Genomic DNA, 20220 nt, shown 5'->3' with positions numbered 1-20220 from the left:
CGCCGGCCCGTCACCTGCCCCGCCGGCCGCTCCGGCGGGGCCGGTGCGCGCGCCGTCGCGGCGGACTGTCCGACGCCGCCGCGCGTCCGTTAGGGTTCGCTGGACCAGACGGCCATCGCGCGTGGGGGGGCAGCAGAGGGTGGGCAGGCTCGCGTCGGCGTACGGTCAGGCGGTCGCCGCCCATCGGCAGGCCCGCGAGCGGCTCGACCGGGCCCGCCGGTGGATCGGCGCGCCCGGCCCGGCCGCCCCCACCGCCGCCGACGTCGTCGCCCGGCTGGCCGCCGTGGGCGGGCGGCTCGCCGCCCCCGCCCCCGGGGTCACCGCGCTGACCGGCGCGCCCGCCCCGATCCGCGTCGGCGAGGCGACCACACTGGACGGCGGCTTCCCCGTGCTCGTCCCACTCGGCGGCGGCTGCCACCTCACCGTCGACTCCGACGCCCGGGACCCGCGCGTCGGCGAGCTGCTGCGCGCGGTGGTGCTGCGGCTGCTCGCCACCGCCCCGCCCGGCACGGTCCGCGTCGCCGGGATCGACACGGTGGCCTTCGGGGCCACCTTCCTGCCGCTGCGCCCGCTGCTCGACGCCGGGGTGCTCGCCCCGACCGCCACCACCGCCGCCGAGGTCGCCGCGCTGCTCGACTCCGCCGAGCGGCACGCCCGGGCCGCCCAGGAGGCCGACCCCGCCGCCCGCGAGCTGCTGGTGCTGGTCGTCGCCGCCGCGCCCGGCCCCCGCGAGCTGGCCCGGCTCGCCGCGCTCACCCACGCCGGGGCGTCCGCCGCGGTCTGCGTGCTGCTCGCCGGCCACCGCGCTGCCACACCCGGCAGCGCCGCCGGCCAGCAGAGCCCCGCCGCCTCCGACGCGCCGCCGCCGGGCGCGGCCACCGCGCTGCGCCTGATGCAGCGGTACGCCCACGTCGGCGACCCGCCCGGGCACCCGTTCAGCGCCGACGGCTCCGGGCTGGCCGCCCCCGTCGTCCTCGACGGCGACCTGCCGCCGGCCACCGTGGCCGCCCTCGCCGCGCACCTCGCCCCCGCCGCCCGCCGCGACACCCCGCCCGCCTTCGCCGACCTGCTGCCGGCCCGCCGCTGGGCGGCGACCAGCGCCGCCGGCCTGTCCACCGTGGTCGGCCGGGCCGGGCGGCAGCCGGTCACCGTCGCCTTCGACGACGCCACCCCGCACTGGCTGGTCGCCGGGCGCACCGGCGCCGGCAAGACCGTGTTCCTGCTCGACGCCCTCTACGGGCTGGCCGCCCGCTACGCCCCCGACCAGCTCCAGCTCTGGCTGCTCGACTTCAAGGAGGGCGTCAGCTTCACCGAGTTCGTGCCCACCGAGAGGGACCCGTCCTGGCTGCCGCACGCCCGCGTCGTCGGCATCGAGAGCGACCGGGAGTACGGCCTGGCCGTGCTGCGGGAGCTGCGCCGGGAGCTGAACCGGCGGGCGACCGTCCTCAAGCGGCACGGCGTCACGAAGCTCGCCGACCTGCCCGGCGACGCGGCGGTGCCCCGGATCGTGGCGGTCGTCGACGAGTTCCAGGTGCTGCTCGCCGGCACCGACGCCGTCGCCCGCCAGGCCGTCGACCTGCTGGAGGAGCTGGCGCGCAAGGGCCGCTCGTACGGGGTGCACCTGGTGCTGGCCAGCCAGTCCACCGCCGGCATCGAGTCGCTGTACGGCCGCGCCGAGGCGATCTTCGGGCAGTTCCCGCTGCGGGTGGCCCTGCCCGGCGGCGGGGGAGTGCTCGACGCGCTCAACACCGCCGCCGACGCGCTGCCGATCGGCGCGGCCGTGCTCAACACCGCCGCCGGGGCGGCCGGGGCCGACACCGTGGTCCGCTTCCCCGACGCGTACGCCGCCCGCGCCGAGCTGGCCCGGCTGCGCCACGAGCTGTGGCGCGAGCGGCCGGCCGGGTCCGCCGGACCCACCGTCTTCCGGGGGTACGATCCGGCGCGGCCCGACGACGATCCCGCCCTCGCCGCCCTGCGCCCCGGCGTCGGGCCCCCGGTCGCCCTGGTGGGCCGCGTCGTCGACGTGGCGAACAGCCCCGCCTCGTTCACCCTCGACGCGACCCCGGGCCGGCACCTGGCCGTGGTCGGCACCTCGACCGTCGGCGCGGAGGTGCTCCGCGCCGCCGCGCTGGGCCTCGGCCGGCAGCACGCCCCCAGCGGGGCCCGGTTCCTGCTCGCCGGGCTGGTCGCCGCCGTCGACCCGGTGGTCGACGCGACCGCCGCCGCGCTCGCCGCCGCCGGCCACCCGGTGGAGCGGCTCGACCCGGCCGCCCTGCGCGACCGGATCGCCGCCCTCGCCGCCGGCCAGCCCGCCGCCGGTCGCACCTACCTGGTGCTCTTCGGCGCGGACGCGGCCTCGGCCGCCCTCGCCGGCACCGACCCGACCACGTTCCGCTCCGGCCTGGACGACCTGCGCGCCCTGCTGCGCGAGGGACCGGGCCGCGGCGTGCACCTGCTGGGCTGGTGGCGGGGGCTGCGCCGGCTCGCCGACGACCTCGGCGGGGCGCACCACCGCGACGACGTCGCCTGCCTGGTCGCGCTGAACGTCCCCGGCGCGGAGCTGGGACTGCACCTGGGCGAGCACGACCTCGCCTACACCCCGCGCCCCGACCGGGCGCTGCTGGTGGACCGGCACGACCAGCGCACCCGGCTGATCGTGCCGTTCACCGGGCCGGGGCACGAACGGGACGAGGAGCGCTGAGCCGTGGCCACCTTCGCCGAGTACGCCGCCCTGGCCCGGCAGCTCGCCGACCAGCGCCGCGAGACCGACCGGGACGCCGTCGCCGCCGACCGCCGCCGCTCGGCCCTGCGCGCGACGCTCGACCAGCTCACCCGACGCCTCGACGCCCAGTCCCACCGCCTCGACCAGCTCGGCCGGGCCGCCGGCGTCACCGTCGAACCGGCACCCACGGCGGGCGAGCGCCCCGCGTCGCCGGCCGCCACCCCGGCGGCAGCGGCCGGGGCCGGACTGCCCGGCGGCGGGCCCGGTGGGTCGCCGGAGCCGGGGACGGCGGGGGCCGGCGGCGCAGCCGCCGCGCCGGGGCGGCCGGGTGTCGGGGCGTACCCCCGGGGTGGGGCGACCGGCGCGGTGGTGGCGGTGCCGGCGGCGGCCGGGGTGCCCGCGCCCCGCGCCGGGGGCGTCGACCCGGGCGCGGAGCTGGCCGAGGCCCGGCGGCTCGCCGACGAGACCGACCGGCTGATCGGGGTCACGGAGGCCGTCGGCCGTCGGCCGCCGCTGCTGCCGGCGTGGTCGCCGCTGGCGCGGGCCCTGGCCGTGTACGCGGCGTGCGCGGCGGCCGGCGTCGTGCTGGCGGTGGTGCTGCTGGGCGTCGCGGGCGTGGTGGCCAGCCCGGGGGCCGTCTACGTGGCGACCTGCGGGGCGCTGCCCGTGCTCTGCTTCGTCGCCGGTTACCTGGTGCTCGGCCGGTGGGGGCGGCCGGCGCTGGGCGCGGACGGGCCGCCGCCCCGGTTCGTGCCGCTCGGCTTCGTGACCTGCGTGCTGCTCATGCCGCTGGCCTACTGCGGCTACCTGGTGCTGTTCCGCCTGCTGGGCTGAGCCCAGCCGGTGTTTCGCCTTGCGCGGGCGGTCAGCCGTCCAGGGCGAGGCGGGCCACCTCGGCCGCGCACCCCCAGGACAGGGTGACCCCCGCGCCGCCGTGCCCGTACGCGTGCACCAGCCGGCCCCCGGCGGGGCCCGCCGGCTCGACCGCCACCCGGGGGCCGCCGTGTCGGGCGGGGCGCAACCCGATCCGCTCGCCGAGCACCGGCGCGTCGGCCAGCTCCGGCACGAGCGCCACGCACCGCCGCCGGATCGCCGCCGCCGTCTGCGGGTCGGGCCCGGTGTCCCAGACCCCCGGCTGGTACGTGCCGCCGAGCACCACGTCGTGCCGGCGCGGGTGCACGTAGGTGATCCCGGCCGGGTCGTCCTCGTCGCGCACCGACGTGGTCAGCCCCGGGTTCGCCACCAGCACCAGGTGCCCGCGCACCGGGTGCACGGCCGGGTCGGCGGCGAGCCGGCCGGCGGCCAGCCCGGTCGCGTTGACCACCGTCGGGGCGACGTCGAACGCCTCGGCGAGGTCCCGCACCCGGTGGCGCAGCACCCGCCCCCCGCCGGCGGTGACGCGCCCGGCCAGCCACCCCAGGTACGGCGTCATCTCCACCGTCGGCGCGGTGAACCGCAGCACCGCCGTGTACGGCGGCTCGGCCGGCCCGGCCACCAGGTCCCCGGTGGCCGCCGCCCACCACGGCGGGCCCTGGTAGCGGTGGCGCAGCAGCATCCGCGTCGGCCGGGCCACCACCCCCGGCACGCCCGCCCCCGCCTGGCGGCCCAGCTCCGCGTGCGTCTCCGCCGCCCAGCGCAGCACCCGGGGATCCTCGTCGGTGTGCGTCGGGTACCACACGGCGGCGGCCACCGTCGACACCGTGTCCGCCGGGTCGTCCGCCGCCAGCACGGTCACCCGCGCGCCCCGCTCCTGCAGGATCACGGCGGCGGTCAGCCCGATGATCCCGCCGCCGACCACCACCACGTCCACCCGCTCCGCCATCGTCCGCTCCTTCCGGTCGTCGCTCGGATCGTGGCCGGCCGTCCGGGCGGGCGTCCAAGACGGAACGGGCAGGCGGCGATAAGCGGCGCTTATGATCCGGGGATGGACGCCTGGTCGGACCTGCGCCGGCTGCGCTACTTCGCCGTGCTCGCCGAGGAGCTGCACTTCACCCGGGCCGCCGCCCGCCTGCACATCGCCCAGCCGGCGCTCAGCCAGCAGATCCGCGCCCTGGAACGCCAGCTCGGCGTGCCGCTGGTGCACCGCACCAGCCGGGGCTGCACGCTGACCGAGGTGGGGCGGCGGGTGGCCGCCGAGACCGCCCGGCTGCTCGCCGACGTCGACGCCGGCGCCGCCCGCATCAGGGATCTGGTGCAGGGCCGGGGCGGGCGGCTGCGGCTCGCGTACACCCGGTCGGCGCGCGGCGGCCCGGTGGACGCGCTGGTGGCCCGGTTCCGCGCCGCCCACCCCGACGTGGAGGTCGTCGCCGAGACCGCCTGGACCGCGCCGAACGTCGCCGGGCTGCTCGCCGGCCGGCTCGACGCGGCGTTCGTCCGCCCGCCGGTCGACGAGCCGGCGCTCGCGTGCCGCACCGTCGACACCGAGGAGCTGCTGCTGGCCCTGCCGGCGGGGCATCCGCTGGCCACCGGCCGCCGCCGGATCACCCGGGCCGAGGTGGTGGACCTGCCGGCCGTCATGTGGTCCCGCGACAACGGCCCCGGGATGTTCGACCGGACCATCGCCCAGGTCTGGCCGCGCGGCGGCTTCCGGCTGGTCCGGCAGGAGCCCGACGACGAGCAGTTGCTGCGCGCGGTGGCGCAGGGCGACGTGATCGCGGCCGTGCCCGCCGGTCGCGCGCGGGCGCTGAAGGTGCCGGGGGTACGGCTGCGCCGGTTCACCTCGCCGACCCCCACGGTGGACGTCGGCCTCGCCTGGCCCCGCCTCACCACCAACCCGGCCGTCCACGCCCTCGTGGCGCTGCTGGGCTGACCGTGCCGCCCCTTGTCGCCCCCCCCGTTCGCCGGGACCTTGGACAGTTGTCGTCCGTTGTGGACGATGGTTGTCCACGATTCGGAGTGAGCGCCGGATCGGACGAGGGGGAGGCGTCGATGAGCGAGGACCTGGGCGGGTTCGTGATCGGGTACGTGCCGGCGGGGGTCGACGGGGAGGTGTCCGACTTCGCCAGCGAGTGGGAGGGGGTGCGCTTCCGCACCCGGGTGTGGGAACGGCAGGTCGAGGAGGGCTGGCGGGTCGACCTGCGGGTGCACGTCCTGCGCGGGAGCCGGCTGGGCACGCTCGACGCGCTGCGCGACTTCCTCGCCGACTACCACGAGCGGGACGCCGCGGCCTGGCCGCTCACCGAGTTCACCGAGGGCGACGTGACCGGCCTCGTCGGCGGCGGCGAGGCGTTCCGGCTGGTCGAGCCCGGGGTGGCCGTCGACGTGCGCGCCGAGCCGGAGCGGGTGCCCGAGTCGGAGCTGCGGGCCGTGGCGGCGGGGGTCCGACCCGTTGCCGCTGCCCCGAGCCCGCCGCAGCCTGACCACCGTCCGTGAGGTGGCCGGCGACGTGTGTGCGACGCCGGCCCGAGGTCACCCTTCGTGATGCCCCCGCGACCCCGCCAGACTTCCCGCTGTCCCTTTGCTCTGCACCCGTATCCGCATCACGGTGTCCTGGCTCGACACATAGAGCCGGGTGAGTCGGTGCGGGCTGAGTCGGCGGGTTACCGTGCGTGGCTGTCGCGTATCCGGGTGCAGAGCAAAGGGTTTGGTGTGGGGGTGTGGCCGCCGGGTGGTCGCGGTAGCGCCGCGTAACGCCCAGAGGTCATCCCGCCCCGACGTCGTCGGCGTGGGCCGCCGCTCGCGGGCCGGTCGTCGGCGCCGACGACGAGGGGCGTCCCGGTCGGGTGGTCGTCACCCGGGCGGGCGGGGTCAGCCGTGCAGGTCAGCCAGGCAGGCCAGCCAGAGCTGGTAGCCCGCAGGCGCGCTCCCGGCGGCCTCCCGGGTCAGCCGCAGCTCCTCCAGCGCCCGGTCGGCGTCACCGCGTTCCGCCGCCGCGCGGGCCAGGTCGAACCGGTCGGTGACGAAGACCGACAGCCGCCGGAGGTGGTCCGCTGCGGACGCGACCAGGGCCCGCAGCTCGTCGGCCGAGCGCTCGTCCGCGTCGCCCTGCCCGGCGGCGACGGGTACTCCCTCGGTGGGCAGCGTGGGGATCGCGTGGACGCTGTCGTCGTCCCGTTGCGGGGGATGGCCGTGGCGGATCGCGCCGAGCCCGGCCAGGGCCGTCAGGTCGCTGAGCGCCTGGTCGCCCAGGAGCGCGGCGACCCGGTCGAGGGTGTGCCCGACCTGGTCGGGGCTGCCCTCGGCGAGCTGGTCGTCGAGCTCGGTGGTCAGGCAGGTGAGCTGTTCGGACACGCCGGCCAGGCCCTCCGCCAGGAAGGCGATCTCGTCTTCGAGCCGCTCCAACACCTCGTCGGCGGTGCTGAGAAGGCTGTCCCGCATGGCTCTCCCGGTCGTGTCGGTCCACAGTGATCGCGAAGAATCTTGACCCATCAACGGATGAAGATCGTCGATAGTATCTGTGAACTTCTGTCGGATACCCGATACGCCCACGGCGGGCGAACATGAGCCTTCCTTCATACCCTGTCGTGTTCGCCGTCGACTACGGACGTGGAGAGTCGTGGACCCTCGACAGGTACCGCTCAGCGTGGGGGCCACGAAGACCGAGCGGGCCGGCCGTCGAGACTCCGCGCTCGCGGCGAGCGAGCCATCGCCACTCTCAAACCCGGGAAGAGCCTGACCAAGCCAACCGCACCTTCCAGCCGAACCGTCCGGGGACGCTGGCAGCCCTTGTGGTGCCCGACGAGGTGAGCCGCCCTGTCACAACCACGAACTTCAGCAACGACCACGAGCGGCGGCTGCCGTAAGAACGTCCGCACAGTCAAATCGATGGCGGACACAGCATCGCAATATCCATGGTTGTCGGATTATCATATGGCGGACCGGCGAGCCGGTCCCGCGCCGTAGCAAACTCCGAAGGGGCTCGAATGACGGCAATCGCCAACCGCCTGGATAGGGCGGTAGCTGATCTGGAGAACGCCAACATCGCACGGATTTACGATTACTATCTGGGAGGCCTCTACAACTTCGCCATCGACCGGCAGAAAGCGGAGCGCATCAAGCTGACGCTGCCCAGCGTCGACCTGCTGGCTCGCGGTAACCGGGACTGGCTGCGCCGATCCGTGCGATATCTGGTGGCGCAGGGGGTGGAGCAGTTCATCGATATCGCGGCGGGTCTGCCGACTGCCAACAATACGCACGAGGTGGCGCACGCCCTCAACCCCCGCGCGCGGGTGATTTACGTGGACAACGACCCATCGGCTGTCATTCACGGCGAGGAGATTCTCGCGAGGGAGCCGCTCGCCGCCATGGCGGAAGCCGACGGGAGTCACCCTGAGCAGGTATGGGCACACCCAGCGGTCCGCGAGTTGATCGATCTGTCTCAGCCGGTGGGGATCATCATGGGTGGGCTGCTCGTGTTCGTTCCCGACGAGGATGATCCGAAGGGGCTCATCGCGGCGTACCGGGACGCCCTGGTGCCTGGCAGTCACCTCGCGATCTCCCACCTCACCGCAGACACGGTGGACGCGGAAACAAGAGCACAGGTGGACCGAATGGTGGCCGCCTACCAAGCCGGGGTCGGCGCGACCCTCCACGTGCGAGACAAGGCGACGTTCACGTCCTGGTTCGAAGGTATGGAACTGGTTGATCCGGGGGTGACCCTGATGGCGGACTGGCGTCCGGACCCGGGTCTGGACGTGGATGCCCAGACGCCGTCGCGGCAGCTCGGCTACGGCGCGATCGGCCGGATCGCCAGCTGATCCGTGGCTGCCGCCTTGGCCGCCCCGGCGGCCAAGGCGGCGGTGGATAAAGTGGTTCGGGCCGGGTCAGAGGCATGGTGGTCGACCTCGCCGACGGGTCGCACTTCGCTGATCGTGACAGGACGTCGCAGCTGGCCTGCCGGACGCTCACCACCGGCGGTCCGGACCGGACGGTCGGCAACTGTGGCGACCGTCTTGGCCGGTGCTGCTTGCCGCTAGCCCGTCAGAAGGTTCACCAGGACACCTGTGGGGATGGAAGCGGCTACGCCAGCCAGGAACCACCACAGCTGACCCCGTCTGTTCGTTCGCTGCAATCTGGCTACCAGATCCGCCAAGCTGGCACTCCCACTCGTCGCGCTATCCTCCGCGCTGACAATCCTGTTGAGTCGAAGTCGTAGCTGTCGTCCTATACGGCTGGTACGTGATGGCGTGTCCTTGATGGCGGAGCCGGGCCAGCGCCTGCGCCGAGCTGATGAAGACGCTGCACGCGCGCGTTCGTTTTCTGAGCCGTAGGGTAAGGGAAAGTAAGCGTCCGGTTGCGGGATCGGCCGGTCTTCGGACCTGCCGGGCGGGTGCTGGAGGGATTCCCGCTCGTGTGCCCTCCGCCAAAGCCCACCGGCGAGGCCGATCAAGAACAGGTCGGCTAGGGCCGCCACAAGTGACCATGGCTGCGGAAGGCTGTAGGCCACAGTTCCCGTCACTGCCGCTGCTGTAATCAGCAACTTGGGCGCATTCCTCATGGATGCTATTTAAGTGCCCTATGCGAGTGGGGGGTGACGGCTAGCGGACAGCAGCGTTGAGCACCTGACGCACGGAAGGCCAGGGGGTCGGCCCTGCGGGTGCCGGAACTGCAGCAACAGGGGCCAGGCACTGCATCCGACGCGGCCTCGCGGCCGTGGGTAGGTCGATCAGCCACCGGCACTGGCCGCACGGGCCGGCGGCCGACGCCGAAGGCGGGGCTGAGGTCGAGGGCGGGGCTGGGGGCGGGCCCGGGACTGCGGCCAGGGTGGCGAGGGCGGTGGCCAGGGCCGACAGCCGTGAGTGCAGCGCGTGATGTCGCCGATGACTCAGCTCCCTATGCGCCGACGGAAGCCCTGCTGCGGGCGGGGACGCTGCTGCACGTGACCCGGGCGGCGAGCCCGCAGTTCGTCCAGCCGCTCTTCTTCCGGCTGATCCGGGTGCACGCCGACCGGGTCACCTACCACGGGTGGACCTGGCTCGACGGCTATCAGATCGACGCGCGGGGCGACGCGGCCGCGCGCCGGTCGATCTTCGGACAGCCGGCCGGGCTGCGGGTAACGGCTAGTCTGCCGGCTTCCGGCGGGCGGCGGGCGAGCAGGGAGAACGCGTTCGGCAGCCGCCCGGACCAGGCCGCCGCCGTGACTCCGCCCGGCCGCCAGAACGGTTCGGGGTGTTCGGCCAGGTGGAGCAGCTCCAGGCCGGCGGCGAGCACCACGTTGACGATTTCCCCCAGGGTCCACTGGAATTCCACCGCACCGTTTCCCGGGAACGTGTCGTTGACGAAGCAATCACCGAAGTAACTCCGGTCGGCCCGGATCCGGGGCTCGTCGGCGTCCCAGCTCCACAGGGCGGCCGCCGGGTGCGCCTCGTACACGAACAGGTGACCCGCCGGCCGCAGCAGCCGGGCGACGTCGCGCGCCCAGGCAGCCAGGTCCCGCATCCAGATCAGCGCGCCCTTGCCGGTGTAGACCAGGTCCGCGCAGCCGTCGCGCAGTGGAGCGCCGGGGAGTTCGGCCACCACGTACCGGCAGGCCAGCCCCAGTTCGGCGGCGCGCCGGTTCGCCGCGCCGGTCGTCACCGCGCTGTAGTCGACCCCGATCACCGTACGCGCGCCGGCCTCGACCAGGGCCACGTCGTCGAGGCCGTGGCCGCTCTGCAGGTGCACCACCGTCGGCGCGGCGCGCAGCAGCGGGCGCAGCAGATCGATCTCGTACGGGAACAGCGACGTGCTCTCCCGCGCCTCGCGCAGCAGGTCGTCGTGCTCCCGGACGTACTTCCCGGCGGCGGTTTCCCAGGCGGCCCGGTTGCGTCGTACGGCGTCGTCCACGATGGGGAGTGTCGATGCCTGCCTCGAAAATGGCGAGCGGTTTTCACTTCCTGTGAATTCCATTGCCGCCCACCCTGACTGGAGTCATGAGCTATTGTCGGAATTCCGCTGGCGAGATCCACTGTGGACGGGTAATGTGCTGCGTCGTCGTCGACTCCCGTGCATGGGATCGGTGGCATTCGTCGTACCTGCGCAATTCCTCCGACGGTCGGCCGAGCCGCCGTCCGAAACGCCGTGCCCTTATCCGTTCCCATTCGCCACCCTCTCCCGGTGGCGGTTGAGTCGAGGAGCCGCCGTGCGCGACCCGGACCCTGACCCGCAGGTCAGACCTGCCGCAGCCGACACACCGGCCGATTCCGCAACGCCCGCCGATCCCGCGTCTACCGGCGGGGGCGAGGGCGCGTCCCGCCTCGCGCAGCGCTTCGCCGCCCGGCCCCCCGGATATCCGAGCGTGCTGGTCTGGCTGCGCGCCGGGGTGGTGCGCGACTGGCGCGGGGTGCTGGGCGCGTTCCTGGCCACCTGGTTCTACGTGCCCGCCGCGTTGTTCCTCGGGGTGGGCGGCGCGATCGTGTTCGGCGTGGCCGGCATCGTCAACGGGGGCGGCAACCTCGGCGAGGTGTTGCCGGAGCCGGTGCGGGACGCCCCGCTGGTCGGCTCGCTGCTCGACGCCTTCCTCGACCGCTCCGGTGGGGTCCTCGGCGGCTTCTTCGGCGTCGCGGTCGGGTTCCTGGCCGGGTCCCTGCTCGTGCTGGCGCTGCCGTGGCGTGAGGCGATCGACGAGCCGGCGAGCATCCTCACCGGGCTGGCCGGGATGATGGTCGCCGCCGTGCTGATCGGCGTGCTCTACACCCTCTACCGGCTCATGTGGGAGCCGCGCCTGCTGGCCATCTCGGGCGCGCGCCGGCTCAGCCGCCGCGAGGCCGAACGGCTCCGACCCGTCCTGTACGACTGCGCGCGCGCCCTCGGCCTGCCCACCGTGCCCCGGCTGCTCATCGAGGACGACCCGGTACTCACCAACGCCCGCGCGTACGCCCGGCACGTGGTCGTCACCACCGGCCTGCTCGACGAACCCGACGAGAACGTCGCGGCGCTGCTCAGCCACGAACTGGTGCACTGGCGCACCGGCGACGAGGTGACCAGCGCGTTCGTCCGTGGCGTGGCGCTGCCCCTGGTGCTGGTGCACGCCGTGCCGACGTGGCTGATGCGGGCCTTCCCGCACCCGGCGACCAACTTCGTGGTGTTCGTCTTCTTCTGGCCCGTGCTGCTCACCATGAAGTACGTGGTGCTGCCGCTGCACTCTCGCGACGTGCGGGCCGCCGAGTACCGGGCCGACGCGGGCGCCGTGCTCGCCGGCCACGCCCAGGGCCTGCGGGACATGCTGGAGCGGCGCAGGTCGTTCGAGACCGGGCGCAGCGGCTGGGACGAGGCGGTCTGCGCCACGCACCCGGCGTCCGAGCTGCGGCTGGACCGGCTGGAGGCGCTCACCGCGGCGGCTGCCGACGGCGTCGTCGCCGCCCCGGTGACCGCCGAGGGCCTGTTCGGGCGGCCGGGGGCGGTCGCCTCCCCACGGGCGATGCTGGTCGCCGGCGCGCTGGCCCTGGCCTGCGCCTTCGGCGGCATCCTGCTCGGGGTGACGCAGTGGGCCCTGTTCCGCCCGGCGCAGGCCGTCGACGGCTACTTCTCGGCGCTGGCCGACCACGACGCCCGGGCGGCCCTGGAGCTGCTGACCCCCGACGCGCGGTCGGCGGCCGGCGACGTCGACCGGCTCGCCGCGCTGGTCGAGGCGAAGGGCTACCAGCCGCCCGGCGACGTCGACGTGCTCTCGGTCGACCGGGACGGCGACGAGGCCACGGCGAAGGTGGAGTTCACCCTCGCCGGCCAGCGGGTGCCGGCCGAGCTGTCGCTGCGCCGGGAGGAGTCGGCGACCCTGGGCCTGTTCCACGGGTGGCGGCTCGTCGGCGGGCCGGTCACGCTGGGCGTCCCCGGTGGACAGGCGGGCCTGACGGTCAACGGGGTGCCCGTCGAGACGCCCCCCGAGGGGGACACCCTCGCGTTGCTGCCCGGCGTCTACACGGTGGGCGGGCAGAGCACGGTGCTCGCGGAGACCCCGGCGCAGGCCGTCGCCGTCGTCCCCGGGATGGACAGCGCGGGTCAGGTGCGGCTGGAGCCGGTGCTGGCCCCGGGCGCGCGGGAGGCGGCCGAGGCGGAGGTGCGCCGGCACCTGGACGCCTGCGCGGCGCAGAAGGTGGCCGCCCCGGCGGGCTGCCCCTTCCGCTACTACAACGGCAGCGCGGTGAAGAAGATCGCCTGGAAGATCACCGAGTACCCGCGGATCGCGGTGGAGCTCACCGGCCCCGCCACGGCCCGGGTGTCGACCCCGTACGACGCGCAGGGGTCGGTGCTGGCGACCGGCACCACCGACGGCTACTTCGGGGCGACCCCGTTCAGCGACGACGACTCGTTCGGCGTCGACGGCGTCCTGTCGGTGGTCGACGGCAAGATCACGTTCCTGCCCAGCGGCGAGTGAAGGAGAGCCACCACGTGACGCAGACCTCGACGGGGACGTCGGCGGGGGCGCGGCAGCCGGTGCGGCTGGTGCTGACGCCGCGCGCCGCCCGGCCGCCCCGGGTGCCGCTGCTGACCTGGATCCACCAGCGCCCGGAGTTCCGCGCCGGGGTGCGCGACGCCGGGGGCGGCCGGTCCGGCGGGCGGCCCGGGTTCAGCGACGCGGTGATCATCGCGGTGGTGGCGCAGGCGCTGCTGCCGGGGCTGTTCAACCTGTTGCAGAGCTGGGTCGACCAGCAGCGCACCGAGGTGAGCGTCCGGGTGCAGGCGGGGGAGTCCGAGGTGGAGATCCAGGTCAACGGCCGCACGGACGCCACGAAGCTGATCGACCAGGCCACCCGGGCGCTCCGTCAGGCGGCCGGTGAGGTAGGCGCTGCCGAGTAGCACGATCATGTCGGGGAGATGGCGGTATCCGGCCGCCGTGGATACCGCCATCTCGCCGACATGGATTCGATCATGAGCCCGGGTCGCCGGAATTCGCGCTGGGCGCGACATCCTGTTACTCGCGCGTAACTTCTCATTGACGTCGCTGGATCGCCAGCCCCATCATCTTTCCACGATCGATCGGAACGCCCCTCGCCTCCGCCCGGCCCGGCCGGGACACCCCCACCAGGAGGTGCAGCCATGCTGCTCCGAAGGATCCTCGCCGTCCTCGCCGCGTCCACCGCCACCGCCGCCGCCGTGCTGGCCGGACCCTCCCCGGCCGCAGCCCAGGCCGCCACACCCGCCAGCGCCGCCGCCCGGGCCGCCGCTGCCGCCAACCCCGTCATCGTCGTCGCCGGGCTCAGCACCCCCGCCCTCGGCTACGAGCCGCTCGCCGCCCGGCTGCGCGCCGACGGCTTCCGGGTGTCGATCTTCCAGCTCCCCGGCCTCGGCCTCGGCGACATCGCCGACTCCGCCCGGGCCTTCTCCGCGTACGTCGACCAGGTGCGCGCCACCACCGGAGCGGCCCGCGTTGACCTCGTCGCCCACTCCGAGGGCGGCCTGGTCTCCCGCTACCTCATCCGCAACCTCGGCGGCGGCACCAAGGTGGGCCGGTACGTCAGCCTCGGCACCCCGCACTACGGCACCTACGTCGCCGACATCGCGAAGTTCCTCGGCCTCGGCAGCTGCCTCGGCATCGTCGCCTGCCAGCAGATGACCATCGGGTCGAGCTTCCTCACCGCCCTCAACGACGGCGACGACACCCCGGGCGACGTGCGCTGGACGGCCGTGCGCACCCTCCAGGACGAGCTGGTCCGGCCCGTCGACAACGCGACCCTCGCCGACGGGGCCACCAACGTGCTCATCCAGTCGTGGTGCCCGCTGCGGCTCGTCGGGCACCTCGGCCTCGTCCTCGACGGCACCACGTACACCGTCGTCCGGGGCGCGCTCACCGACTCCCCGGTGCGCCCCGACTGCTACGCGCTCTGACCCGCCGGCGTCGGGGGGGCGTCCGACCACGACGGTGGGCTCAGGCGGCCTTCGCGAGGGCCGCGTACTCGTCGTCGGTGAGCTGCACCTGCGCGGCGGCCACGTTCTCCTCCAGGTGCGCCACCGACGACGTACCCGGAATGGGGAGCACGACCGGCGAGCGCCGCAACAGCCAGGCGAGCGCGAGCTGCGCGGGCGTCGCGCCGTGGTCGGTGGAGATCGCGTCCAGCGGGCCGCCCGGCTTCGCCAGGTTGCCGGTGGCGATCGGGAACCACGGGATGAACGCCAGGTCGTTGCGCTCGCAGTGGTCGAGCACGTCCTCGGCGCTGCGGTCGGCCAGGTTGTAGAGGTTCTGCACCGACACGATCGGCGTGATCTGGCGGGCCTGCTCGATCTGCGCGACGGTCACCTCGGACAGCCCGATGTGCCGGATCTTGCCCTCCTGCTTGAGCAGCGCCAGCTCGCCGAGCTGGTCGGCCAGCGGCACCTTCGCGTCGATGCGGTGCAGCTGGTAGAGCCCGATGGACTCCAGGCCCAGGTGGCGCAGGCTCAGCTCGCACTGCTGGCGCAGGTATTCCGGCCGGCCCACCGGCCGCCAGTCGCCCGGCCCGGAGCGGGTCAGCCCGGCCTTGGTCGCGATGACCAGGTCGTCGGCGTACGGGTGCAGCGCCTGCCGGATCAGCAGCTCGGAGACGAACGGCCCGTACGAGTCGGCGGTGTCGATGAACGTCACGCCCAGCTCGTACGCCCGGCGCAGCACCCGCACCGCCTCCGCCGGGTCCCTCGGGTCGCCCCACACGCCCGGCCCGGTGAGCTGCATCGCCCCGTAGCCGAGCCGGTCGACCTGGAGGTCGCCGCCGATCCGGTAGGTGCCGGAGGCCTTCGCGGGCTGCCTGCCAGCGTCGTCACCCATGAGTCGAACCCCAATCCTGTGCGTGTCGTCCGGTCGATTGTGCTCCCGTACCCCGCCCGCCCGGAGTCAGTCGGCCAGGATCAGGTCGGCCGCCCGCCAGGCCAGCGCCATCACCGGCGCGTTGAGGTATCCGGACACCAGCACCGGCAGCACCGAGGCGTCCACCACCCGCAGCGCGTCGACGCCGCGTACCCGCAGCCGGGCGTCGACGACGTGCTCGTCGGAGGGGCCCATGCCGCAGGTGCCGACGGCGTGGTAGCCGCAGTAGCCCAGCGCCAGCGCCGCCTCGACGATCTCCCGGTCGCCGCGTACGGCCGGGCCGGGCACCGTCTCGGCGGCGATCCGCCCGGCGATCGGCGCGGTGGCGAACAGCTCCCGCATCCGGCGGAACGCGTCCACGAGGACCCGCCGGTCGTGCCCGGTGGCGAAGTAGTTGGCCACGATCCGCGGCGGCGTGCCCGGGTCGGCCGAGGAGATGGCGAGGCTGCCCTCGCTGTCCGGCCGGGTGACCGTGCACAGCCCCATCATCCCCGCCTCGGTCTCCAGCTCCAGCGCGTGGCCCGGCCGGGGCGGGGCCGCCGAGAACGGCGCGATCAGCAACTGGGCGTCCGGGTGGTCGACCTGCGGCGTGGACCGGATGTGCGCCCCCACGTCGTGCACCGGCAGGCTCAGCGGGCCCCGCCGGGTCAGCGCGTACCGCAGCGTGGCCAGGCCCTGCCCGAGCAGGCTGCCCAGCATGTGGTTGTAGCCGCCGTCGCCGATCAGCCGGAACTGCGCCGGCACCGACCGGTGCTCGCGCAGCCCGAGGCCCACCCGGGGCCGGTCGAGCAGCACGTCGACGCCGGCCCGGCGCAGCGTGTCGGCGGGCCCGATGCCCGACACCTGCAACAGTTGCGGGCTGGCGATCGCCCCGGCGGCGAGGACCACCTCCGCCGAGGCCGCGTAGTCGACGGTGCGGCCGCCGCTGCCGGCCCGTACGCCGATCGCCCGGCCGCCGCGCACGAGGATCCGCCGCACGGCCGTGCCCACCGCGACGGTCAGGTTCGGCCGGTCCCGCACCGGGTGCAGGAACGCGTCGGCGGCGCTGACCCGGCGCCCGTCGCGGATGGTCGCCGTGACGTACCCGATCCGCTCGTCCTCGGTGGCGTTGAGGTCGTCGGACCGGTGCCAGCCCAGCGCCTGGCCGGCGGCGATCACGTCCTCGCAGAGCGCGTCGGTGCCGGTCGCCGACGACAGCCGCAGCGGCCCGCCGGCCCCGCGCGTGGGCGACGCGCCCAGCGGATGGTCCTCCAGCCGCCGGAAGATCGGCAGCATGGTGTCCCACCCCCAGCCCGGGTTGCCGAGGCGCTCCAGGCCGTCCCAGTCGAGGCGGTCGCCCCGGCCGTAGACCATGCCGTTGACGGAGCTGGACCCGCCGACCAGCCGGCCGCGCTGCCACACCTCCCGCCGCCCCGGTGCCGCCTCGGCCGGGTAGTGCCAGGCGGTGCGCCGGTCGTCCATCAGCCGGCTGAACGCCTTGGGGATGCGCACGAACGGGCTGCGGTCCCACCCGCCGGCCTCGACCAGCAGCACCCGGGTCGCCGGGTCCGCGCTGAGCCGGTGGGCCAGCACGCATCCGGCCGCGCCCGCGCCCACCACGACGTAGTCGAACTCCTCCACGCGATCCCTCACTCACCACCGGTTACGAGAATCCCTCAGAAGGTAGTGGTCTGGTCACCGAGGGGGAAAGGGGGCAGTTGCGCCGAGCGGCCCCGGCGGTGGGCCGGCGCGTGCGAGGCTGGCCGGGGCGGGTCCGCGGGCGGGGCGTGGGCCGGCAGCGCGGGAGGGGACGCCGTGACCGGGATGCCGCAGGTCGACTTCGCGCTCGACACGTACGAGTGCATCGTGCTCTACCCGGGCCCGTCCGGGCGGGCCCTGCCCGCCGAGACGGTCCAGCGGTTGCAGGCCGAGCACACCGAGCACATGCGCGCGTTGCAGCGGCGGGGGATCGTCCTGGTCGCCGGGTCGATCGACGGACCCGGACGCGAGCCCGACCCGCCGATCGGCTTCGGCCTGGCCCGCACCGGCTCCGTGGACGACGTGCGCAGCGTCATGGAGGCCGACCCGGCGGTGCAGGCGGGGCTCTACGCCGTCGACGTGATGACGTTCCTCTGCCCGGCCGGCTCGGTGGAGTTCCCCCTCGCCCGGACGCAGAGCTGAGCTGCGCCCTGGGACCGGCGCTGTCGCGATCGTGACGGCGGTCACCTGCCGCGCGCTGCTAGCGTCGGCCACGGCGGCGGGGAGCGTGCCCATGGGAGGTGACACCGGGCGGTAGGATTCCCGGCGCGCGGTCGCCGATGCCCGCCGACACACGACGACTCCGGACGATGATTCCGGTGCGGTTCCGCTCGCCACCCGCGCGGGCGTGACGCGTCGTCGGAAACTGTTCCGCAGTCCGAAAGGGGTCGGCCCGCAGACCGACCCGGAGGAGAGACTAGCCTGATGGGCGTGACACGCCGCGCGAAGATCGTCTGCACCCTTGGTCCCGCCACCTCGTCACCGGAGCGCATCCGGGGGCTCGTCGAAGCGGGCATGAACGTGGCGAGACTCAACTTCAGCCACGGCAGCCACGCGGACCACGAGGCGGTCTACCGACTCGTCCGCGAGGCCGCCGACGCCGCCGGCCGGCCGGTGGCCGTGCTCGCCGACCTCCAGGGCCCGAAGATCCGGCTCGGCCGGTTCGCCGACGGCCCGTACGAGTGGCGCACCGGCGACTCGGTCGTGATCACCGGGGACGACATCCTCGGCACGAAGGAGCGGGTCTCCTGCACCTACCGCAAGCTGCCGCAGGAGGTGAAGGCCGGCGACCGGCTGCTCATCGACGACGGTCGGGTGGCCGTCGAGGTCAGCGAGGTCGTCGGCAACGACATCCGCTGCCTGGTCACCGAGGGTGGCCCGGTCTCCAACAACAAGGGCGTCTCGCTGCCGAACGTGGCGGTCAGCGTCCCGGCCCTGTCGGACAAGGACGCCGAGGACCTGCGCTTCGCCCTCGGCCTGGGCGTCGACATGATCGCGTTGTCCTTCGTCCGCTCGGCAGAGGACATCAAGCTCGTCCACAACATCATGGACGAGGAGGGCGTCCGCCGCCCGGTGCTGGCCAAGGTCGAGAAGCCGGAGGCGGTCGACCACCTGGAGGCGATCGTCCTGGCCTTCGACGGCGTCATGGTCGCCCGCGGCGACCTCGGCGTCGAGCTGCCGCTGGACCAGGTCCCCCTGGTGCAGAAGCGCGCCGTGCAGCTGTGCCGGGAGAACGCCAAGCCGGTCATCGTGGCCACCCAGATGCTCGACTCCATGATCGAGAATTCGCGGCCGACCCGCGCCGAGGCGTCCGACGTGGCCAACGCGGTGCTCGACGGCGCGGACGCGGTGATGCTCTCGGGCGAGACCAGCGTCGGCAAGTACCCGGTGCTCACGGTCAGCACCATGGCCAAGATCATCACGACGACCGAGGCCGGCTCGATCGGGGTGCCCCGGCTCCAGCACGACCCGCGCACCCACGGCGGGGCGCTCACCGTCGCGGCGTCCTCGATCGCCCGGGCCATCGGCGCGAAGGCCCTCGTCGCCTTCTCGCAGACCGGCGACACCGTCAAGCGGCTCAGCCGGCTGCACTGCGACCTCCCGCTGTGGGCGTTCACCCCGGTGCCCGAGGTGCGCAGCCAGCTCGCCCTCTGCTGGGGCGTCGAGACGTTCCTGATGCCGTTCGTCGAGCACACCGACGACATGTTCCGCCAGGTCGACCAGGCGCTGCTCGGCCTCGACCGGGCCAACCCCGGCGACTACGTGGTCATCGTCGCCGGCAGCCCGCCGGGCACCCCCGGCTCCACCAACACCCTGCGCGTGCACCAGCTCGGCTCGCTGGTCGACGCGGCCTCCGCGCGGGCGTTGCAGTGACCGACGGGGCGACCGTCGGCCAGGCGGCCGTCGACCAGCTGCTGGAGGTCCTCGACCTCGAACACACCGGCGCGATGGCCTTCCGGGGGATGAGCCCCCCGGTCGGCCCGCAACGGGTGTACGGGGGTCAGGTCGCCGGTCAGGCCCTGGTCGCCGCCGGCCGCACGGTCGCCCCCGAACGGTTCGTCCACTCCCTGCACGGCTACTTCGTCCGCCCCGGCGACCCGGCCGAGCCGATCGCATACCAGGTGGAGAACGTCCGCGACGGCCGGTCGTTCTCCGTGCGCCGGTCGGTGGCGCTCCAGCACGACAAGCCGATCTTCTTCATGTCGGCGTCGTTCCAGCGGCACGAGGAGGAAGGGCTCGACCACCACGCCCCCACCCCGCCCGACGTGCCGGCCCCCGACGACGTGCCCACCATGAGCGACCGCCTCGCCCGCTACCCCGAGCGGCTCGGCATCTGGGGGCAGATCCCCCGCCCCATCGACGTGCGCTATGTCGGCGAGCCCGGCTGGGTCCGCCCCGGCGACCGCCCCGCCGACCCCCACCAGCGGGTGTGGATGCGCATCGACGGCAAGCTCCCCGACGACCCGCTGCTGCACGCCTGCGCCCTGACGTACGCCTCCGACCTGACCCTGCTGGACTCGGTGCTGTCGGTGCACGGCGAGGTCTGGGGCCCCGGCGGCGTGGTCGGCGCGAGCCTCGACCACGCCCTGTGGTTCCACCGGCCGTTCCGGGCCGACGAGTGGTTCCTCTACGACTGCTGGAGCCCGTCGGCCTCCGGCGCCCGAGGGCTGGCCACCGGCCGGATGTTCACCACCGACGGCCGGCACATCGCCAGCGCCGTGCAGGAGGGCCTGCTGCGCCGCGTCGGCGGCTGAGCAGAGCCGGCGGCTGACCGGGGAGGCCCCCG

16 protein-coding genes are annotated in these 20220 nt (G+C 74.4%); 11 read left to right on the top strand and 5 right to left on the bottom strand.

What is annotated here, in order from left to right; genetic code table 11:
• Positions 1-121: 121 nt before the first annotated feature.
• A complete protein-coding gene (locus tag LPU61_RS12975; RefSeq protein ID WP_374199659.1) occupies positions 122-2701 on the top strand; it encodes an FtsK/SpoIIIE domain-containing protein in 2580 nt (859 codons plus the stop codon).
• A 3-nt stretch (positions 2702-2704) separates the two neighbouring features.
• Positions 2705-3556: a hypothetical protein gene (locus LPU61_RS12970; RefSeq protein WP_229405039.1), complete on the top strand. Its 852-nt coding sequence runs from the start codon at positions 2705-2707 to the stop codon at positions 3554-3556.
• A 31-nt stretch (positions 3557-3587) separates the two neighbouring features.
• Here the strand turns inward: LPU61_RS12970 and LPU61_RS12965 are convergent, their stop codons facing one another.
• Positions 3588-4544 carry an FAD-dependent oxidoreductase gene (locus tag LPU61_RS12965; RefSeq protein ID WP_229405038.1) on the bottom strand — a complete coding sequence of 319 codons (957 nt, stop codon included), beginning with the start codon at positions 4542-4544 and terminating at the stop codon, positions 3588-3590.
• Positions 4545-4646: 102 nt separating this feature from the next.
• Here LPU61_RS12965 and LPU61_RS12960 point away from each other — a divergent pair, with 102 nt between their 5' ends.
• Both LPU61_RS12960 and LPU61_RS12955 read left to right on the top strand, forming a co-directional pair.
• The gene (locus tag LPU61_RS12960) at positions 4647-5531 is read left to right on the top strand and encodes a LysR family transcriptional regulator (RefSeq protein WP_229405037.1); all 885 of its coding nucleotides are present in this window, start codon (positions 4647-4649) and stop codon (positions 5529-5531) included.
• 119 nt (positions 5532-5650) lie between these two features.
• Positions 5651-6094, top strand: a complete 444-nt coding sequence (locus LPU61_RS12955; protein ID WP_229405036.1) for a hypothetical protein — start codon at positions 5651-5653, stop codon at positions 6092-6094.
• A gap of 375 nt (positions 6095-6469) precedes the next feature.
• Here LPU61_RS12955 and LPU61_RS12950 read toward each other — a convergent pair whose 3' ends face one another.
• Entirely contained in the window at positions 6470-7039 is a 570-nt protein-coding gene (locus LPU61_RS12950; RefSeq protein ID WP_229405035.1) for a hypothetical protein, read from the bottom strand.
• A 545-nt stretch (positions 7040-7584) separates the two neighbouring features.
• On the opposite strand from LPU61_RS12950, the gene LPU61_RS12945 reads away from it, so the two are divergent.
• Positions 7585-8418: an SAM-dependent methyltransferase gene (locus LPU61_RS12945; protein WP_229405034.1), complete on the top strand. Its 834-nt coding sequence runs from the start codon at positions 7585-7587 to the stop codon at positions 8416-8418.
• A 1228-nt stretch (positions 8419-9646) separates the two neighbouring features.
• On the opposite strand, the gene LPU61_RS12935 is transcribed toward LPU61_RS12945, so the two are convergent.
• The gene (locus LPU61_RS12935; protein ID WP_374199658.1) at positions 9647-10486 is read right to left on the bottom strand and encodes a class I SAM-dependent methyltransferase; all 840 of its coding nucleotides are present in this window, start codon (positions 10484-10486) and stop codon (positions 9647-9649) included.
• A 451-nt stretch (positions 10487-10937) separates the two neighbouring features.
• Here LPU61_RS12935 and LPU61_RS12930 point away from each other — a divergent pair, with 451 nt between their 5' ends.
• The 3 genes from LPU61_RS12930 to LPU61_RS12920 all read left to right on the top strand — a co-directional run bounded on the left by LPU61_RS12930 (position 10938) and on the right by LPU61_RS12920 (position 14464).
• Positions 10938-13013 (top strand): M48 family metalloprotease, encoded by a 2076-nt coding sequence (locus LPU61_RS12930; protein WP_229405032.1) that lies wholly within the window; start codon positions 10938-10940, stop codon positions 13011-13013.
• Between the two features lie 14 nt (positions 13014-13027).
• Entirely contained in the window at positions 13028-13435 is a 408-nt protein-coding gene (locus LPU61_RS12925; protein WP_229405031.1) for a hypothetical protein, read from the top strand.
• Positions 13436-13675: 240 nt separating this feature from the next.
• Positions 13676-14464: a triacylglycerol lipase gene (locus LPU61_RS12920; RefSeq protein ID WP_229405030.1), complete on the top strand. Its 789-nt coding sequence runs from the start codon at positions 13676-13678 to the stop codon at positions 14462-14464.
• A 40-nt stretch (positions 14465-14504) separates the two neighbouring features.
• Here the strand turns inward: LPU61_RS12920 and LPU61_RS12915 are convergent, their stop codons facing one another.
• Positions 14505-15377, bottom strand: coding sequence for an aldo/keto reductase (locus LPU61_RS12915; protein ID WP_043967420.1), 873 nt, complete (start codon positions 15375-15377; stop codon positions 14505-14507).
• Between the two features lie 66 nt (positions 15378-15443).
• Positions 15444-17036, bottom strand: coding sequence for a GMC family oxidoreductase (locus LPU61_RS12910; protein ID WP_229405029.1), 1593 nt, complete (start codon positions 17034-17036; stop codon positions 15444-15446).
• Positions 17037-17219: 183 nt separating this feature from the next.
• Here LPU61_RS12910 and LPU61_RS12905 point away from each other — a divergent pair, with 183 nt between their 5' ends.
• From LPU61_RS12905 to LPU61_RS12895, 3 genes are all read left to right on the top strand, one after another.
• On the top strand, positions 17220-17576 hold the full coding sequence (locus LPU61_RS12905) for a YciI family protein (RefSeq protein WP_043969319.1): 357 nt from the start codon (positions 17220-17222) through the stop codon (positions 17574-17576).
• A gap of 282 nt (positions 17577-17858) precedes the next feature.
• Entirely contained in the window at positions 17859-19307 is a 1449-nt protein-coding gene (pyk, locus tag LPU61_RS12900; protein WP_229405028.1) for a pyruvate kinase, read from the top strand.
• Positions 19304-20188, top strand: coding sequence for an acyl-CoA thioesterase II (locus tag LPU61_RS12895; RefSeq protein WP_043967423.1), 885 nt, complete (start codon positions 19304-19306; stop codon positions 20186-20188). Before pyk ends, LPU61_RS12895 begins: the two co-directional genes overlap by 4 nt.
• Positions 20189-20220 lie beyond the last annotated feature (32 nt).

Source organism: Micromonospora sp. NBRC 110038, from assembly GCF_020884815.1.
GTDB classification, from domain to species: Bacteria; Actinomycetota; Actinomycetes; order Mycobacteriales; family Micromonosporaceae; genus Micromonospora; species Micromonospora haikouensis.
This window is presented reverse-complemented; position numbering and strand designations above follow the sequence as displayed.

Bases quoted from the DNA above. Each gene is read 5' to 3' on its own strand.
- LPU61_RS12965 (WP_229405038.1), bottom strand. From the start codon at position 4,544: ATGGCGGAGCGGGTGGACGTGGTGGTGGTCGGCGGCGGGATCATCGGG.
- LPU61_RS12960 (WP_229405037.1), top strand. From the start codon at position 4,647: ATGGACGCCTGGTCGGACCTGCGCCGGCTGCGCTACTTCGCCGTGCTC.
- LPU61_RS12955 (WP_229405036.1), top strand. From the start codon at position 5,651: ATGAGCGAGGACCTGGGCGGGTTCGTGATCGGGTACGTGCCGGCGGGG.
- LPU61_RS12950 (WP_229405035.1), bottom strand. From the start codon at position 7,039: ATGCGGGACAGCCTTCTCAGCACCGCCGACGAGGTGTTGGAGCGGCTC.
- LPU61_RS12945 (WP_229405034.1), top strand. From the start codon at position 7,585: ATGACGGCAATCGCCAACCGCCTGGATAGGGCGGTAGCTGATCTGGAG.
- LPU61_RS12920 (WP_229405030.1), top strand. From the start codon at position 13,676: ATGCTGCTCCGAAGGATCCTCGCCGTCCTCGCCGCGTCCACCGCCACC.
- LPU61_RS12915 (WP_043967420.1), bottom strand. From the start codon at position 15,377: ATGGGTGACGACGCTGGCAGGCAGCCCGCGAAGGCCTCCGGCACCTAC.
- LPU61_RS12905 (WP_043969319.1), top strand. From the start codon at position 17,220: ATGCCGCAGGTCGACTTCGCGCTCGACACGTACGAGTGCATCGTGCTC.
- pyk (WP_229405028.1), top strand. From the start codon at position 17,859: ATGGGCGTGACACGCCGCGCGAAGATCGTCTGCACCCTTGGTCCCGCC.